This is a genomic window from Exiguobacterium sp. PvP048 (assembly GCF_040549175.1).
GTDB classification, from domain to species: Bacteria; Bacillota; Bacilli; order Exiguobacteriales; family Exiguobacteriaceae; genus Exiguobacterium_A; species Exiguobacterium_A artemiae.
The window spans coordinates 11951-29977 of sequence record NZ_JBEPSU010000008.1; the positions used below are offsets into that span (position 1 = coordinate 11951).

The following is an 18027-nucleotide window of genomic DNA, read 5'->3' on the forward strand; positions in this document are numbered from 1 at the left end:
CTTCAGCTGAAGTGGGCTGTTTCATTTGGTGTAACTGTCATTTGGATTGCCGCTTGTTCCATTTGTTGACGAAAGTACCAAGCGAAACCAAGCGCACCTCCGATGAAGACGATATACGTAATCCGTTGACCGAACTCTGCCAAGGAATCCGCATAAAAAATACTGATTAAGTGGTCGCTTCCACTGATGAGAAGCAAACAGGCAATCAGGAGCGCTATACGATAAGCAAGTGTCGGACGGTCTGTTGGTTCAGCATGCCAATACGAGATGATGTAATGGGCAAGTAAGATGATGCCAATGATTCCTAATACTCCTATCAGTGCTTGCGGCATAATGAACGGTCCTCCTGTTTCTAATTTCTACTTCCATTTAAACATAGTTCACTAAAAAATCCTCTCTAAAACTTTCCCGCCGTTTGCCCGGTCACGGTATACTGAAGAAAATCTGTTGTTCATTCAACAAGGAGGCGTTTTCTTGAAAACCTTTAAATTGTGCACCTTACGTATTTTAATGGATGAATCCGGCCGGGATACGACGATTCCCGTTACGATCAAAGATGGACTGACTGTCAGCACGGATCAGACGGCACAGTGGGTCGCTGAAATTGTCGTCCTGGAAAATGATCAACCGATCATCGACGAGTTATTCAATAAAAATTTACGGGCCTTGATTGAAATTACGATTTCCCGACCTGATAATGATCCGGCTGCGATGATTGTGACGCCGCTTGAATCGACTCCCTTAAGTGAAGGGGTATCGTACCTGTTCAAAGGAAAGATGGTCATGATGAAAAATGACTTGTCGGAATCGATCTTACGCGAAGTCGTCGAGGATCATTTCACCGGTGAAGCCTTGATTCAGGAATACAAAGACCGGCGTTCAAAACGCGGCGCACATATTACGAGTATCGCGAAAGAAACGTTTAAACAGTACCTCCACGAAAATCCAACCATCTCTTAAGGACGTATCGTTTGATCTACGATATGATCCGCGACATTAATCCGGTCAATCTCATACCGGTTGGAGAAACGAATATAGTTCGCACATGCATTCTTAAGCGGTGTCCGGTAACTGAAGCTATCATCAATCGAGGATAATGCCGCTTTGATCGTATGCGAGTGACAGACGATCAACAGGCGTTGTCCCCGATATTTTTCTGTCAATTCTTCAATTGCCGAAAACACCCGCTGCTGAATTTCCTGTTCGGTTTCAAGTCCCGGTACACGTTCCGTATCATTCGCTTGGACTGCTTCATAGATTCCGGCGACGGGCTGTCCTGATGCCATTCCAAACTCCCGTTCGACCAACCGTTCATCCGTCTCCGTTACATCCAGCCCGATTGAACGTCCGATGATTTCTGCCGTCTCGACTGCCCGCGATAAGGGGCTTGAAATCAAGACGTCCCATTTTTCTTCCGCCAGGTAAGCTGCGCTCATTCCAGCCTGCCATCGCCCTGTCTCATTGAGCGGAATATCTTCTCGTCCTTGAATCCGCTCGTTTAAATTCCAATCCGTTTGACCATGACGCACTAAACAAATTTCTGTCATTTTACTGTCTCCTTCAAAAGAAATATCACTGATTGTATCATGTTTTCTTTTTTAGTGAAGGGTCTCCCGGGGCGGCAACGCCAGGACCTGACAACTAAACGTCTCAATCCGTTCCAGTAACCGCTCGATTTTGAGCGGGTTTTCGGTTTGGGTAAAGCTCGCCAGGGAATGCGTGCCGTTCGGGAAGGAAAACAGCCGGACGTCGGCTCCGACATCGGCTCCCTTTTCAACGAAGTGGAGCGCTTGCGTAAATGGGACAATCGGATCTTTTTTTCCGTGCAACAACATGATCGGCGGTGAGTCTGCTGTCAAATGTGTTACCGGCGAAACACGTGTCATGAGTTCCCGCCACTCGTCCCGCCCTCCTCCGTAAAACTTAATATGGGCAATCCACGTTTGAATGAACTTGAACAGGAGGAAGTTCGTCGGAGGATACAGGGCAATGACACCACTGATCAACGGGAGGCATTCGGCTGTTTGTTCGCCGATGAATTCCATCGGGGCAAGTGCCGTCGTCAGCATTAACGCGGCACCGGCTGAGTCTCCCCACAACACCATGCGTCCCCGCATAATCCGTAAATCGTCGGCTTCCTGATTTAAGAAACAAAGTGCATCCCGAACGTCTTCCAGATTATCCGGAAAATAACTGCCGTCCTCAAACAAGCGATAATCGATACTGCAAACGGCGATGCCGAGTTCCAGGAAACGCTCGACGATTGGCGTAAAACAAAAGACGTCATCCCGGTTCCCTCTGACGAAGGCTCCCCCGTGCGCATAAATCGCGACCGGGAAAGGACCATCACCCGGCGGATAATATAAATCCAACTTTAGTTCTTTCTGATTAACGGTTTTAAACAAAATCGTCCGGGGTGCGAGTTGGACTTCCGACAGTGGAAGCGCCGGTTCCGTCCATCGTAATAAAGCACCATAGTTGTTCCAGATGCTCGCTCCGGCTGCGGCTGTCGTTAAAATTGCCGCCCCTCCCATCAGCCAAGCAGTTTCCCGTTTCACCTCATCACCTCCAAAGCTTACTCTCGATTTCTGATCTCTTATTAGTCATCTACCCGATTTATTTAGAAGCCGAACGTCTTCCCCGACTTATACTTGACGCTTCGTTTTGGATTCGTTATAGTGAAAAGGTTCAAATCGGAATAATTACGTTTTAATAATTTTTGGAGGGTTTATTCATATGAAAAAATTACTTTCAGCTTTCACGGTCGCCTTTGCCAGCGCTGCTTTTCTTGCTGCCTGCGGTTCTTCCGAATCCAATCAAGATGCGACCGATCAAAAGCTTCGGGTGTATACATCGACATTCGCTACTGCGGCAATCGCCAAGGAAATTGGCGGAACAGATATCGACGTCAAGATGATTGTCCCTCCCGGTGCCGATCCGCACTCGTACGAGCCGACGTCTAAACAACTGACAGAAATCGCACAAGGCGATCTGTTCCTCTTAACCGGTACGACGCTTGAACCGTACTCGAAAAAAATCAAAGCCAGTCTGAAAGGCAATGATGTCCGTTTCGTCGAGACAAGCACAGGAATCGACTTACTCGAAGCCAACGCCACGCTTCACGAACATGAAGGACACGATGATCATGCTGACGAACACGCGGAAGAAGAACATGATCACGGCAAATACGATCCCCATGTCTGGCTCGATCCGAACAATGCCAAAATGATGGCCCAATCGATTTCGACGGCACTGGCAAAAGAAGTACCGGATAAAAAAGCGACGTTTGAAAAAAACCTGGCTGAATTTGATACGCAGGCAGATGAGCTCGATCAAAATCTGCAACAGGCTGTCGATAAGGGCTCGAAAAAAGAATTGCTCGTCACGCATGCCGCTTACGGATATTTAGCCGAACGATACGGTTTCTCGCAATTGCCGATTGCCGGCATCTCTCCGTCGGACGAGCCTTCCCAAAAGCAACTGGCTGCTCTCGTCAAAGAAGCCAAATTGCATGACTTGAAGTATATCGCTTTCGAGGAGACGGTTTCTCCTAAAGTCGCCCGCGTCATCCAACAGGAAATCGGAGCCGAAGCGATTACGATCCACAACCTGGAGTCCGTCACGAAAGAACAGCAGAATGCCTCGTATTTTGACTTGATGAATGAAAATGTGACGACGCTCAAACAAGCACTTCAGTGAAGTAGTGTTGACATGCAGTAAAAGATACGTTACGGTAGAAAACGTATTTCAGACAATTAAATGACTTCTTTTTATCGCGAGAGACGGAGGGACTGGCCCGATGATGTTTCGGCAGCGGACGATTAAATCGTACTGTGCCAAATCCAGCAAGCTGCGGCTTGAGAGATAAGAAGAGCGTCTTTTTCAGTAAAGACCTCCTTCTTTCTTCCGAAGGAGTCTTTTTTTGTACTTGTAGAAAAGGAGTGGTTTTATGAACGAGACGATTATACCGAACAAATGGGCACTTCTACCGTTACTTGTCTTTTTAGTTCTTTTTATCGGTGCCGGTATTTTTTACGATGATTTCTACAAATTCCCGATTCTGATTGCGGCTTTGATTGCCTTGATTTTTGCGGCGGTCACAACGAAAGGCAGCATCAATCAAACCGTGGAACGGATTGCAACGGGTGCCGGAAATCCGGACATCATGATCATGGTCTTTATTTTCTTACTTGCCGGTGCCTTTTCTGGAACGGCCGATGCGATTGGCGCCATCGAAGCGACCGTCAACGCGTCGCTGACATTTTTACCGCCTTCTCTTTTAATGAGTGGGTTGTTTATCATCGCTGCTTTCATCTCGATGGCGATGGGGACTTCGACCGGTACGATTGCCGCACTTGCCCCGATTGCTCTCGGAATTCATGAAGCAACAGGTGTCAATGTTGCGATTGCCGCGGCAGCTGTCGTCGGCGGTGCAATGTTCGGTGATAACCTGTCATTCATTTCCGATACAACGATCGCAGCAGTCCGGACGCAAAAAACCAATATGCGCGACAAATTCAGAACCAACTTCATGATCGTGTTGCCGGCAGCAATCCTGACGGTCATCATCTTGGCTTTCGTCTCAGGTACAGGAGACGTCGTCGAAGCAAAAGCGTTTGAGTTTTATAAATTGATTCCGTATCTGTCTGTCATCGTCCTCGCCTTGTTTGGTGTCAACGTCATCCTCGTCTTAGTCGGCGGAACCGTTTTGACGGGTATCATCGGTATGATGGACGGAAGCTTCGGCTTAAGCGGCTTCGTCCTGTCGATGTCTGAAGGATTGATGGGGATGGCAGAAATTTCGATCTTGACGTTATTAATGGGCGGACTCGTCAGCCTGATCACCTTTAACGGCGGGATTGCTTATCTGAAAGAAACCCTGACGCGGAAAATCTCACAACGCCGCGGCGCGGAATTCAGTATGGCGGCACTCGTCAGTGCAACGAATCTCGCGACAGCGAACAATACGATTTCGATTCTTGTCGCCGGACCACTCGCTGCGGAAATCGCCGATACGTATGATATTGATCGGAAGAAATCCGCCAGTATCCTCGATATCTTCTCGTGCGGTATCCAAGGAATCATCCCGTACGGAGCCCAGTTGCTGATTGCAGCGGAATTAACGAAAACGGCTTCCCCGGAACTGATTCCCTATCTGTTTTATCCGTTCCTGCTTTTCGTTTGCGGATCTCTTGCCATCGTCTTCGGCTTCCCACGTCGAAAAACAGCTGATGTGCGTAAAAAAAATGTTTCGTAAAAAATACAAGACCCGTCGCTTTTGCGATAGGTCTTGTTTTGACTTATTTTTTCTGGTCTTGGCGGTTGAGAATGAAATACGCAATCGCCGGAAGCGGGAACTGAATCAGTCCTGCGCCTCCCCAGACCCACGGATTTCGTCCTGTCTTCCGTGCACCAAGGAACAAACATGTCGCTTGTGTCCCTAACAGGGCTGCAAGGCCGGCCCAAACACCTTTTGGTACGTTTTTAACAGATCGTTTCATAAAATACACCTCGTTTCCTTTATAGATTTACCCTCCTCTTTTCGCTTTCTAACCGGCTTTTTCCTCCCTTGAGCGTTGAAACGGACGTTCTTGCTTGTTCATGCTAAACTAAACGAGCAATTCCATATTCTCGTTTCATTGAAGGAGGAGTATACACATGCAATACGCAAAACTTTCAAATGGTGTCACGATTCCACAAATCGGATTTGGTGTCTGGCAAGTCGATGAAGAGACGGAAGCACCGGCTGCCGTCGCAGAAGCCCTTCGTGTCGGTTACCGTCATATTGATACGGCTGCCGTTTACAAAAACGAACGTGGTGTCGCCAAAGGAATTAAAGAAAGCGGCGTGAACCGTGAAGATCTCTTCTTAACGTCTAAAGTATGGAATGATGACATTCGTGCCGGACGCACTAAAGAAGCTTTCGCTGAGTCACTTGAACGCCTCGAAACCGACTACCTTGATCTTTATCTGATCCACTGGCCGGTTGAAGGGTATATCGAAGCATGGAAAGCCATGGTCGAACTTTACGAAGCCGGCAAAATTAAGGCAATCGGTGTTTCGAACTTCAAAGAACATCATCTCGATACACTTGCTGAAGAAGGATTAATGACACCGATGATCAATCAGGTTGAACTTCATCCGCAACTTCCGCAACATGAGTTGCATGAATATTTACAGGACCACAGCATTCAAGTCGAGGCGTGGAGCCCACTCATGCAAGGAAAATTCCTCGAAATCAATGACTTCAAGGAAATTGCCGAAAAACACGGCAAATCCCCTTCACAAGTCGTCTTGCGTTGGCATTTAGACAACGGCATCGTGGCGCTTCCAAAATCGGTCACACCCGAACGCATTGCGGAAAACTTTGACGTCTTTGACTTCCAACTCGATGCAGATGATCTCGAGAAAATTGACCGTTTGGCAACGGATTTCCGTCTCGGACCGGATCCGGACGAAATCGATTTTTAAGTACACATACACAATCGGTTTAAAGAAAAATGGTTTTTCTATAGACGAAGGGGAGGCGGATATTCACATCCACCTCCCCTTTTTCCTATATGAGTGATGGACCGTCAGACATAATAGACGAGAATCGTATCCTGCGCCTCTTCCGCCTGGTGAAAATAAGCGCATAAATTTCCGAACTGTTCCCAGACCTCATCAAAATCACCTTGTCGGCCGGCTTCCTGATAAATCACTTCAAGTGCTTGGCGATCAAAATTTCGCATAACCTCCGAAGAAATGATGAGCAACGGTAAGGGAAGGATACCGACGATTGCTGCATGCTCTTCATTGACGATCAGTTCCTCTCCGACAATCGCCCGTCCCAGATTATAATGGGTCTCTTGATCAATGAAGATATCGATTTGACTCATCAACTGATACAACGGAGTCGTTTCTTCGAGTGCAAACAATTGTTCATGATCGGGTTGTGTTTCATGGATAAATAAAATCCAGTCCATGATGATATGGGGATCATCTCCAAACGAATCCCAAACGGCATCCGCGACACGTACATAGTGTACGTTTTCCATCCTTCCCCCTCCTTTCCGGTCGTTTTTTTTAATATTCCCATTTTCACACTGCTTTAATGACGATTATTAAAATCTCTCCAGACAAAAAAAAGACTAGATGACTCTGATCCTTTTCATATTAAATCGCTTTTTCTTTTTGGTCTTCGTCCTGCCATGCTTCAAGCAGTTCTTGACCCGGAAGATTCGGAATTGAATTTTTATAGAAACGGGGATCTTGTCCCTTTTTCCGTTGCACTAAATAATCATCCAGTGCGAGCTTTGCAATTTTGGATAAGCGGAAAATCGCATATAAGTTAACAATCGCCATCAAGCCCATGAAGATATCGGCAAGTGCCCAGACAAGTCCAGCCGTTTGAACGAGTGAACCAAACACAATCATACCGAGGACGATGATCCTGTACGCAATCATGATTTTCTTATTATCGTTGATGAAGCTGATATTCGATTCACCGTAGTAGTAGTTTCCGACAATCGAACTGAAGGCAAACAAGAAAATCGCAAGCGCCATAAATGCTGTGGCAAACGGACCCACTTGAGATGCCAGCGCCCCTTGCGCCAAATCGATTCCGGCGACCGGTGCTCCACTCGCATCCTGCGTCGCAACCCCACTGACTAAAACAATCATCGCTGTCGAAGAACAGACGAGCAGTGTGTCGACAAAAACGGCAAACGACTGGATCAATCCTTGTTTGACGGGATGCGATACTTCTGCCGTCGCAGCGGCATTCGGAGCTGAACCCATACCGGCTTCATTCGAGAAAAGACCACGACGGATTCCGTTTAGGACCGCTGCTCCGATTGCTCCACCGGCAAGTGTTTTGAATTCGAGTAATCCTTCCTGGAAAATCAGACCGAATACGTTCGGTAACACCTCTAAGTTCGTCACCATGATGTAGAGAGCAATCAAGATGTATCCGCCTGCCATAATCGGGACGAGGAAGGCTGACACCGTCGCAATACTCCGGACACCACCGAAGATGACAAGTGCCGTCAACAGAACGAGTCCGACCGTAATCCACGTCTTATCAACCCCGTACTGGCTTTGAAGCGACAGTGAAATCGTATTGGACTGAACCGAGTTAAAGACGAATCCGAACGAGATTGTAATCAGAATACTGAAAACGATCCCTAACCACCGCTGTCCAAGCGCCTTTTCCATATAGTACGCCGGACCACCGCGCCATGCTTTTTCATCACGTACTTTATAAATCTGAGCCAGCGTACTCTCGACGAATGCCGAAGCTGAACCGATTAAGGCGATCAACCACATCCAGAAGACTGCACCCGGTCCACCGAGCGCAATGGCTGTCGCGACGCCGGCGATGTTGCCGGTCCCGACACGTGCCGCTGTACTGATGGCAAAAGCTTGGAAAGGCGAAACACCGTCTTTTCCTTTATCCGTTCCTTGGAACAATAGCCGCAACATTTCCGGAATCATCCGAAACTGGACGAATCCCATGCGAATCGTAAAATAAATTCCTAAACCGACCAATAAGATAATCAAGACACTCGACCATAACAAGTCGTTGATACTACCGATAACATCCATCAGTTGTTTTTCCACAGGTGTTCCCCCTTAGTTAAGCGTTCGCTTATGTAACCTTTTTTCACATGTGTTCTATAATACGTAAATAATTTTAGAAAATCAAATTCATTTTCTTCTTTTAAGTCATCACAATCTATAAAACCCTCACAAACCTCACATGTGATGTCAGGTTCATCATAAAAAACAAGGGACTGACTTTTGGGTCAGTCCCTTGTTAAGAATTGATTTAACCACTGAACACGATCAGATGAACAGATTCAGGTTCGAACCGTCCGTCGCTCCGAGATAACTTGCGACACCACCATAATCAATATCATCGAGCAACTCCTCTTTTTTAATGCCCATGATGTCCATCGACATCGTGCAGGCAATCATCCGGACGCCGGCTGCTTGTGCCTTCGCCATCATTGTCTCCAGAGCGTCAACCTGTTTATCCTTCATGACTTTTTTCATCATTTTTTGACCGGCTCCGGCCATGTTCATGTTCGAGAGCGGTAATTCACCGGCATGTTTCGGCATCATCATCCCCATCATCCGCTCCATCGGTGCCTTATCGACAGCAGGTGCATCCGGTTTACGGATGACGTTGAGTCCCCAGAACGTAAAGAACATCGTCACTTGTTTCCCCATTGCCTGTGCGCCTTGCGCAATGACGAACGATGCCAGTGCTTTATCCAAATCACCGCTGAAGACGACCATCGTCGCATCATCGGCAGTGGCAGCAGCCAACTGTACCGGTTGGTTCGTCGCATTCCCTTTTTCAAGCAGGACTTCAACGACTCCTTTGTTCATTTCCGCCGTGTGAACGGTATGACCGAGTTTTTTGGCCCATGCTTGAACATCCGGCAGGAATCCGGGATCGGATGCTTTAACGAAGACTTGATCTCCATCCTGCAATTGATCGATTTTCGTTTTCAGCTCCAAAATCGGTCCCGGGCACTGTAAACCACACGTATCCAGTAACGTAATCTGTTCTTTCGTTACTTGTTTCGGTTCGCTTTTGATTGTCGTCACAGCTGTTTCCTCCCGTACTTGGCTTCTCGCTTCACGGTCACGGTTGACCGTCGCCCATGTTTTATATCCGCCGCTTAGATTTTTGACGTCGAATCCGTTTTGCTTGAGCAATTGACTTGCGACATAACCTCGGAGTCCGACCTGACATGTCACGTAAATCGGCTGATCTTTCGGTAATTCATCGAGTGACTGACGTAATGTCGGTAAAGAGATGTTGACGGATCCCGGAATCGATCCGAGTTCGTTTTCGGAAGGTTCCCGGACATCAAGCAACAGTCCGCCGTCCGTGACAATCTGGTCAATCTCGTGCCAATGGACGTTTTCGCTGTCCCCAAGTACGATATTCGAGGCGATATAGCCTGCCATATTGACTGGATCTTTTGCCGAACTGTACGGAGGTGCATACGACAGTTCCAAATCGGGAAGATCAAGGACAGTCAATCCGCCTTTAATGGCTGTTGCCAACACATCGATTCGTTTCTCGACACCTGTCATCCCAATCGCTTGTGCGCCAAAAATCGTTCCGTCCACCGGATCAAACAACAGTTTCATCGAAATCGGACTGGCACCCGGATAATAACCGGCATGCGAGCCGGGATGAAGATGAATCGCTTCATAACGACGGCCCGATTGACGAAGACGTTTTTCATTGTTTCCGGTCGAAGCGACCGTCAAATCAAATACTTTTGCGACTGCTGTTCCGAGTGTTCCTGTGTAACGGACATCTCGTCCGGCAATGATGTCGGCGACGAGACGGCCTTGGCGATTTGCCGGCCAAGCCAACGGAACGTGAACCGGTTCACCTGTAATGTAATCCTTCACTTCAATCGCATCACCAATCGCAAAGATGGCAGGATCCGATGTCCGTAATGTCTCATCGACCTGAATCGTCTGTTTGATTCCGAGTTTAAGTCCCGCTTCTGAAGCCAAGTTGCTTTCCGGCATGACACCGATCGATAGAATGTTCATCTCGGTTTGAATCGTTTTTCCACTCGTCAAGACGACGCGCGTCCCCGCTTCTTCAAAACGTGCCACACCGTCCGCTAAAATCAGTTCGACACCTTTCGCCCGCAAATGTTCATGGACGATGACCGCCATTTCCGGATCGACCGGTGCCATGACTTGATCGGACATCTCAACCAGCGTCACACGCGCTCCGCGTTCGACTAAGTTTTCCGCCATTTCAAGACCGATGAATCCGCCGCCGATGACCGTCGCATGTGCCGGACGCGCTTCATCGACATACTGGCGCATTTTATCGGTATCCGGGATATTGCGTAATGTAAAGACATTCGTCGCTTCCGCCAGACCCGGAATATTTGGACGGATCGGTTTTGCGCCTGGTGACAAAATCAACTGATCGTACGTTTCGTCGTACTCTTCTCCCGTATCCACCTTCCGAATCGTCACCGTTTTTTGCTCGCGGTTGATCCGGATGGCTTCCGATAAATTCCGAACGTCCAGATTGAAACGTGCGTTCATCCCTTCCGGAGTTTGAACCAACAATTTATTCCGGTCTTTAATGACGTCTCCGATATAGTACGGAAGTCCACAGTTTGCAAAAGAAATTTCTTTTCCCCGTTCCAAAAGAATAATTTCTGCTGTTTCATCCAATCGACGTAATCGTGCTGCCGCCGTTGCTCCACCTGCTACTCCACCTACAATGATCGTTTTCATTCCGGCTTCCTCCTCCAATGTTCTATGTGTACCAATATACCCATTCAGGTATGTCTTTTCAAGTTATCTGTTCGTTGATTCACAAACTTGTCGGAACTTCATAATGAAATTGTTCCTTCGATGATAACGGACATTAGTTGCAATTCCATCTAAAATGCTTGAAACTGAGATTACAGTATTTATAAGGGGGATTTTATAATGGATCAGGATCGTAACTCGAAAGACACGAACGATAACAAAGTCACGCCGATCAACCAAAACAGTCAGCCGGAAACAAATGAAAACGGGGTAACGGCTGTGCAACAACAATACCTTGAAGAATTCCAAGCTTTCTTAGTAGAAAAAGGCATTCCGATGGAAGCACGCGAAAATGAAACACACGTCTTCTTCATGACACAGGAAAAAACACCATCAGGCGCTGAACCGATGATGATGATTGTCTTCAGCAAGACGGCGACAGACGTCGAGTTATTCGCACGTACGATTACACACGTACCGGACGGTGTCGAAGATCTTCCAATCTTAAATGCAATCAACGATTTCAACCAAGAATTCAAATACTTCCGTGTTGTCCTCGACAGCGACCGTGATGTCACGATTGCTTCAACGATTGACCTCGATCACGGCTTTAATCCGGCAGCGATCTTTGGACACTCTGTCATGATGTTCCAAGCTTCGGATGAAGTATTCGCTTATCTCACGAAATTATATGACCAAGTTCAGTAAAATATCGCTTAAAAATGGCTCTCGAGACAACTCGGGAGCCATTTTTTCATTTTCAAGTTCAATTGACAATGAGAATTATTCTCGCTATAGTTAGATTTGTGAAAACGACATCATTTTAAATACATTTATCTTATTCTGGGGGAATAGATTATGAAAAAACGCTTAAAAGTAGCATCACTCTTTATCACAGCAGGACTGCTTGCTGCGTGCGGGAATAGTAGTAATGAAGACACGACAACGGCTCCGAAAAAAGAGAAAACGGAGCAAACATCTGAAACGAACACAAATGTTGGGATCGCCGCGACGACCTTAAAAGATGAACTGACCATCTTCAGCTCGATCAAAGCGGAACTCGATAAAGCAAAAGAAGGTCAAACCATTGACTGGAAGATGGTCACGACAAGTTACGACTCCAAATTAAAGGGCGGTGTCACGACAGCTGCTCCTGAAATCGACGAGGTCATCAGTTCCGCATTAGCCGGTGTCGAATCAAAAGATCTTAATGAGAATGTTGCCCGTCAGCTCGTAGACAAAGGCATTCAGTCTTATTTCTATAAACTTCAGAAATCAACACAAGCAACAGCCGAAGAAGCGGTCGTCGCTGGAAAAACAGGTGAAGCGACAGCTGCACTGAACGATATTAAAGAGATGTCGAAGACCGTCTTCATTCCGACGGCGGAAAAGCGGGATGCGAGTTACGGTTTTAAAAATGAAGACTCCATTGCTCAAGCCATCAATTCCGGTCTGACGGCACAGAAAGAAGCCATCACGGCGAAGAAAGCGGCCGACTTCAATGTCGCGAAACAATTGACGGATAAATCGATTTACCGGTCGTTCTATCTCGCTGCTCTCGGTTACGCTCAAAAAATCGAAGACGGTGTCAAAGCCGGCACAGACGAAAAAGAATTGCAGATGGAACAAGCTGAAGGATACGGATTCCTGCTGGCCATCGAAGAATCACTTGCCGGCGGCGATGAAGAAGCCGTCGCTACATTAAAAGAACGCTATGATTTTTCAAAAACAAAACCGGCAGACGTTAAGTTCAAGGAAATCGAGAGCTTGTTCGCCAAAGCACTAACGGAAAAGATTGACGGCTACCACGAAGAAACACAAGAAGCACTCGAGAAAAAAGATATCGATACAGCACGCGTCGAAGCGATGGAAGCTAACATGTTCGTCATTGCCATGAAACCGACACTCGAAAATCGTTTAGGCAAAGAAACAGCACAAACAGTTTTGGCAGATGCGAGTGCTTGGTATGCTCTTGTCGAAAAAGGTGATCTGAAGGCAGAAAAAACAGGTGATCAGATCACTGACGCGTTAGAGCCGCTCAACTAATCGTTTAAAATCGGAGGAATGCGCTATGCAAATCGGAATTACAGGAGGAGCCGGCTTTATCGGGGCGGCGCTTGCACTACGGCTTCAAGCAAGCGGTCACACCGTCCATGTCATCGATGCGTTTACCGACTATTATGATGTCGAATTGAAGCTGACAAGGGCAAAACAGTTACAGGCTAACGGAATTGACGTCTTTGACGGCAACGTCCACGAAGATTTGGCAACGTGGTGTGCCAACCACTCGTTTGCCGCCCTGTTTCATTTAGCAGCATTGCCGGGTGTCCCGGGTTCTTTAACTGAACCCCATCGCTACATCGAAGATGACATCGCGATGACGGTGACTGTCCTCGAAACAGCCCGAACCCACGGTATTCCGCATGTCTTTTTTGCTTCCTCCTCTTCCGTTTACGGTGAACAGACCGGCGCCTTGCTTGAACATCAAGCGACAGGAAATGTGATGAGTCCTTATGCAGCAGCTAAGTACAGTGCGGAAACGTTTTGCCGGACCTATCAAAATCTGTATGACCTGAATATGACGATCTTCCGATTTTTCACGGTATATGGTCCGTCCGGTCGTCCGGATATGGCGTTGTTCCGTTTCATCGAACAGGCGCTGGACGGTCAACCGCTGACCGTGTTCGGTGATCCGGTTCGCGACTTCACCTATATCGACGACATCACCCGCGGAATGGAACAGGCTCTCGAAGCAAAAGCGACGGGCATCTTCAATCTCGGTGCCAACCGCCCGGAATCCGTCCGTGATCTTGCCGCGATGCTCAGTGAACGGTTCAATGTCCCTGTCCGTTCGGCTCCCGCTCGGATAGGTGACGTCTCGATGACTTGGAGCAACACCGATGCGGCCCGGCAGACGTTCGGTTACGTTCCTTCCTTTACGCTCGCTGATGGAATCGAACGGATGATCAGATGGCATCTCGAGCGTCGGTGATCCGTGGAGTTGCGAGCGTCTTCTTGACGTTGGCAACTCTTTTTTTACTTCTGCGTTTTGGCTTGGAACTGCCGACTGCCTATCAGTATGTCAAAACATTGACGACTTCCTATTGGACCTTGGCCGCAACGGTCAGCTATGCTCTGGCTTTTTATATCCGGGCCGTCGCTTGGCGGACAGCCGATGAAAAGACGGCTCCGACCGCCGTCTATCTGACGAGTCTGTATATCGGACTGGCTGTTAACCACCTGTCTCCGGTCAAGCTCGGCGAAGCAATCCGCTTGTTGACAGCCCGCGCGATTGGCAGTCCGCTTAAACGGACGACTGCCATCTTAGTCGCCCAGCGCGGGATCGACCTATCCATCCTCGGTCTTTTCGTGACGGCCGGGTTATTATTAGGTCAAACCATATGGGTCGCCGCTTTGGCCTTCGGAGCAGGTCTCGTTCTGCTACTGCTCGTCCGTCGGTTCATCCGGACGATACCGGTCTTGATCGGATACGGGCTGCTGGCCTGGCTGTTTGAGGCCGGAGCTGTCACCTGTCTCTTTCTCGGAGCAGACGTGACGGTCGCTTTCCCGGTCATTCTAATCGCGATGAGTGCCGGGGTCTTATCCGGCATCGCCCAGTTCACACCGGGCGGGCTCGGAACGTACGAACTCGCCATGGGGACGGTCCTGCAACTTTCGGGTGTTCCGAACCCGTATGAACTCGCCTTGATGACACATCTCTTTAAATACGCTTTTGCCTTCTTAGCACCGGTTTATGTGCTCCTCCGGCACTTTGCAATCGTTCACTTACTGTTCACTCAGTTCAAGAAGCACAACACGAAAGGATGACAATCATGAAAAGTGCTTCCCGTTTTGAGAAAATCGCCGCACGGATGTGGAACCTATTGAATGAAGGCAAACCCTTCACACCGATTTTTACCGTCGGCGTTTTCCTGAGTTATCTCCTCTTGACCCAAAGCTCGTTCAGCGGTGCCGGGTTCGGGTTCCTGATGACCGTGCCGCTGTTCGTTTTATATTGGAAATTCGACTTTCCGCTGTTTTTGCGGAACTATCTGTGGCTTCCGTTGATTGTCTGGTTCTTTATAGAAGGAACCGATTCCCGCCTGTTACCGTTGTTCGCTTACGGAGCCGGACTGTACTTCTTCTTTACCGTCTTTTTTTGGGGGACGATTTATTACCATCTCCGAATCGGAACGGACTGGCTTAACTTCACGCGTTTTTGGAAACTTGTGCTGAAGAACAGTGACTCGACGAGTGGAAATGCGCAGGAACAACTGCCGAAAGTCGGACTGTTGCTCGCCTACTGGCAAACGGCTTCCATCGAGCAGACACTCGACTGGTCTTATCTCTGGTTCCCGCTCGGACTGCTCCTGTTCGCCTGGATCCTACATCATTACCTGTTTGACTGGAAACCAAAACTGCCAACGGAACAGACCGTCGACGCACCGATTCCGACGTCCAGAAAAGTCTACGTCCTGATTGTCGATGGCATGCGGAAAGACCGTTATATGGCGGCAAATACTCCTTTCCTTGAGCGATTGCGCCAAGAAGGAACAGAGTACACAAACATGGAGACGGTGTATCCGGCCCGAACGGTCGTCTGCTTCAGCTCGATGTTCACAGGTGCACGTCCGGAAGAACACGGCATCCATTCGAACATGGTCTGGAACACGACCGGTGTTAAAACAGACACCATTTTCGACCGGTTGCGTGATGTCGGCAAAACCGGCAAGATTCTCGGGATCGCCCATCTTGTCGACGCCTTCGGTGCAAAAGATGTTCATACCGTGACGGCGGTCATGCACAATGATGTCGCCGATCGGAACATCATCGACCGGGCCAAACAAATCGTCCAGGACGAGGATCCTGACTTACTGGCGATTCAGCTGATCGGAACCGATCAGACCGGTCACAGCCGCGGGACGCTCTACTCCGAATATGTTCAAAAAATCGAAGAGGCGGACGCTTTGCTGGCTGAATTTTGTGATGAGCTTGATCGCCTCGGGAAACTCGATGATGCGACACTGATCGTCATGGCCGATCACGGTCAGGCCGACGGCATCGGCGGTCACGGACATCTCGATGAAGGCGAACGGTTCGTCCCGTTCTGGATGTACGGGAAACAGATCCATGCCGGACGGAAAGTCGACACACACCGTCATATTCTTTCACTCGGACCAACCGTTGCGAAGCAGCTCGGGGCTGCAATTCCGCAGGACAGCCGAGGTGTCTTATTGACTGAAGCGTTCAAGGAGGAATCGTCATGAAAAAAGTCGTCGTTTTTCTGCCGGCCCATAACGAAGAAGTATCCTTACCACTCGTCTTAAAACGGATTCCGGCTGAAATTGACGGACTTCCCGTCGAGACGATTGTCATTGATGACGGATCGACCGATGCGACTTCGGACATTGCAAAACGCCACGGCGCACATGTCTATCGCTTCTCTAAAAATCAAGGGCTTGGTGCCGCTGTCCGCGAAGGGTTGCTCCGATCTTACGAACACGGAGCGACGGTTGCGGTCATGATTGATGCGGACAATGAGTATCCGGCCGATCAGATTCCGGATGTCGTCCGGCCGATTCTTGCAGATGAAGCGGATTATGTCTTCGGTTCCCGTTTCTTAGGCACCGTTGACGGAATGCGTTTGTACCGCTATATTGGAAATCATGTTTTTACGTGGTTGCAGTGTCTGTTGCTGAAACAACGGATTCACGACGGCCAAAGCGGAATGCGGGCCTTCTCCCGTGCCGCCTGTAAACATGCGGAGATCATCCACGATTATAACTATGCCCAAGTCCTGACCTTGAATCTTGTCCGGAAGGGATTCCGGCTGCACGAAGTTCCGATCCGTTACCGCGTGCGGGAAGCCGGCAAGTCCTTTATCCGTTTGAATTATGTCCAGCGCGTCCTGCCTGCGATTTACCGGGAATGGCGCCGTCCCATCAGCCGCTTATCCGCTGAAGAACGTCTTGAACGAAAGGAGCAACTTGGATGAGAAAACCACTTGTATTGACCCTCATCGCCTTCCTCTTCCTGCTGACCGCACCGCTGTCGGCATCCGCGTACAGTTACGGGGATCCGGGAAAAGAGGCGTTTGCGGAAGCTTATAAACAGTTTGAAGAACAACTCGATCAAAAGGATTACAAACTGGCCCGGGAAACGATTGATGCCTATGATAAAGAGTTCACCCTCTACTTCCCGGAAGCTAAAGAAAAAATCGATGCTGCTTTAGCAGATCAAGATACAGATGCTGCCAAACAGGCCTATCGCGTGGCGTTACGTCAAAATATCGAACGTCGTCTGCATTTCGCACAGGAACAATTCGATGATTTCGGTCAGGCCAAGCTGCTGCTCGCAAAAGCACGCGGCACATATGACGTCCTCGCTCCTTACGTCAAGGAAAGTGAGGATGCAAAGACGAGCGATTCCTTGTATACTGCATTTGATGAATCGCTTGCCGCTCTCGGGAATCCCGGATTGTTCGGCGTCGGGAAGAAAGCCAGCGACCGTGAAGCATTTGATCAAAACATCAAACAGATTGAAGATACGATCACCCCGTTATTCGTTTTACCCGGCGAGGAAAAGACCGGTGTCTTCGATGAAGAAGACTCGATATTCGGTCAGTCCTTCGGAACGGACGATATTTGGAAAACGGTCGCCATCAGTCTGGTCATCATCTTAATCGTCATCGTCATCATCGGTCAGCGTAAGAAACGACGCGCTCAATAAGGAGGA

At 48.5% G+C, this 18027-nt stretch carries 18 protein-coding genes and 1 riboswitch; of the genes, 11 read left to right on the plus strand and 7 right to left on the minus strand.

Annotated elements, in window-relative coordinates; genetic code table 11:
• Positions 1–2: 2 nt before the first annotated feature.
• Positions 3–332: a hypothetical protein gene (locus tag ABIC15_RS12920; protein WP_114596592.1), complete on the minus strand. Its 330-nt coding sequence runs from the start codon at positions 330–332 to the stop codon at positions 3–5.
• A 142-nt stretch (positions 333–474) separates the two neighbouring features.
• On the opposite strand from ABIC15_RS12920, the gene ABIC15_RS12925 reads away from it, so the two are divergent.
• The gene (locus tag ABIC15_RS12925) at positions 475–960 is read left to right on the plus strand and encodes a YwpF family protein (protein WP_131503448.1); all 486 of its coding nucleotides are present in this window, start codon (positions 475–477) and stop codon (positions 958–960) included.
• Here ABIC15_RS12925 and ABIC15_RS12930 read toward each other — a convergent pair.
• Entirely contained in the window at positions 957–1547 is a 591-nt protein-coding gene (locus tag ABIC15_RS12930) for a histidine phosphatase family protein (RefSeq protein ID WP_188004854.1), read from the minus strand. The genes ABIC15_RS12925 and ABIC15_RS12930 overlap by 4 nt on opposite strands.
• A gap of 51 nt (positions 1548–1598) precedes the next feature.
• The gene (locus tag ABIC15_RS12935) at positions 1599–2558 is read right to left on the minus strand and encodes an alpha/beta hydrolase fold domain-containing protein (protein WP_131503450.1); all 960 of its coding nucleotides are present in this window, start codon (positions 2556–2558) and stop codon (positions 1599–1601) included.
• Between the two features lie 178 nt (positions 2559–2736).
• Between ABIC15_RS12935 and ABIC15_RS12940 the strand changes: the two genes are divergently transcribed.
• Complete coding sequence (locus ABIC15_RS12940; protein WP_131503451.1) at positions 2737–3699, plus strand: metal ABC transporter solute-binding protein, Zn/Mn family; 963 nt, start codon at positions 2737–2739, stop codon at positions 3697–3699.
• A 68-nt stretch (positions 3700–3767) separates the two neighbouring features.
• Positions 3768–3871, plus strand: a riboswitch (SAM riboswitch).
• Between the two features lie 78 nt (positions 3872–3949).
• The gene (locus tag ABIC15_RS12945) at positions 3950–5257 is read left to right on the plus strand and encodes a Na+/H+ antiporter NhaC family protein (protein WP_131503452.1); all 1308 of its coding nucleotides are present in this window, start codon (positions 3950–3952) and stop codon (positions 5255–5257) included.
• Positions 5258–5300: 43 nt separating this feature from the next.
• Here ABIC15_RS12945 and ABIC15_RS12950 read toward each other — a convergent pair whose 3' ends face one another.
• Positions 5301–5501, minus strand: a complete 201-nt coding sequence (locus ABIC15_RS12950; protein ID WP_131503453.1) for a hypothetical protein — start codon at positions 5499–5501, stop codon at positions 5301–5303.
• Between the two features lie 157 nt (positions 5502–5658).
• On the opposite strand from ABIC15_RS12950, the gene ABIC15_RS12955 reads away from it, so the two are divergent.
• Positions 5659–6471 carry an aldo/keto reductase gene (locus ABIC15_RS12955; RefSeq protein ID WP_354020883.1) on the plus strand — a complete coding sequence of 271 codons (813 nt, stop codon included), beginning with the start codon at positions 5659–5661 and terminating at the stop codon, positions 6469–6471.
• Between the two features lie 104 nt (positions 6472–6575).
• Here ABIC15_RS12955 and ABIC15_RS12960 read toward each other — a convergent pair whose 3' ends face one another.
• From ABIC15_RS12960 to ABIC15_RS12970, 3 genes are all read right to left on the minus strand, one after another.
• A complete protein-coding gene (locus tag ABIC15_RS12960; RefSeq protein WP_012371687.1) occupies positions 6576–7037 on the minus strand; it encodes a hypothetical protein in 462 nt (153 codons plus the stop codon).
• Between the two features lie 118 nt (positions 7038–7155).
• On the minus strand, positions 7156–8601 hold the full coding sequence (locus ABIC15_RS12965; RefSeq protein WP_354020884.1) for an alanine/glycine:cation symporter family protein: 1446 nt from the start codon (positions 8599–8601) through the stop codon (positions 7156–7158).
• 225 nt (positions 8602–8826) lie between these two features.
• Positions 8827–11274, minus strand: a complete 2448-nt coding sequence (locus ABIC15_RS12970; RefSeq protein ID WP_354020885.1) for a CoA-disulfide reductase — start codon at positions 11272–11274, stop codon at positions 8827–8829.
• 198 nt (positions 11275–11472) lie between these two features.
• Here ABIC15_RS12970 and ABIC15_RS12975 point away from each other — a divergent pair, with 198 nt between their 5' ends.
• The 7 genes from ABIC15_RS12975 to ABIC15_RS13005 all read left to right on the plus strand — a co-directional run bounded on the left by ABIC15_RS12975 (position 11473) and on the right by ABIC15_RS13005 (position 18021).
• Entirely contained in the window at positions 11473–12000 is a 528-nt protein-coding gene (locus ABIC15_RS12975; RefSeq protein WP_012371690.1) for a type III secretion system chaperone family protein, read from the plus strand.
• A gap of 150 nt (positions 12001–12150) precedes the next feature.
• Positions 12151–13338, plus strand: a complete 1188-nt coding sequence (locus tag ABIC15_RS12980; protein WP_354020886.1) for a hypothetical protein — start codon at positions 12151–12153, stop codon at positions 13336–13338.
• Between the two features lie 25 nt (positions 13339–13363).
• Positions 13364–14284 carry an NAD-dependent epimerase/dehydratase family protein gene (locus ABIC15_RS12985; protein WP_354020887.1) on the plus strand — a complete coding sequence of 307 codons (921 nt, stop codon included), beginning with the start codon at positions 13364–13366 and terminating at the stop codon, positions 14282–14284.
• Positions 14263–15120: a lysylphosphatidylglycerol synthase domain-containing protein gene (locus tag ABIC15_RS12990; protein WP_354020888.1), complete on the plus strand. Its 858-nt coding sequence runs from the start codon at positions 14263–14265 to the stop codon at positions 15118–15120. Before ABIC15_RS12985 ends, ABIC15_RS12990 begins: the two co-directional genes overlap by 22 nt.
• 5 nt (positions 15121–15125) lie before the next feature.
• Entirely contained in the window at positions 15126–16559 is a 1434-nt protein-coding gene (locus ABIC15_RS12995) for an alkaline phosphatase family protein (protein ID WP_012371694.1), read from the plus strand.
• The gene (locus ABIC15_RS13000; RefSeq protein ID WP_354020889.1) at positions 16556–17287 is read left to right on the plus strand and encodes a glycosyltransferase family 2 protein; all 732 of its coding nucleotides are present in this window, start codon (positions 16556–16558) and stop codon (positions 17285–17287) included. The genes ABIC15_RS12995 and ABIC15_RS13000 overlap by 4 nt, the downstream gene beginning before the upstream one ends.
• A complete protein-coding gene (locus ABIC15_RS13005; RefSeq protein WP_214850013.1) occupies positions 17284–18021 on the plus strand; it encodes a hypothetical protein in 738 nt (245 codons plus the stop codon). Before ABIC15_RS13000 ends, ABIC15_RS13005 begins: the two co-directional genes overlap by 4 nt.
• The last annotated feature ends 6 nt before the right edge of the window (positions 18022–18027 follow it).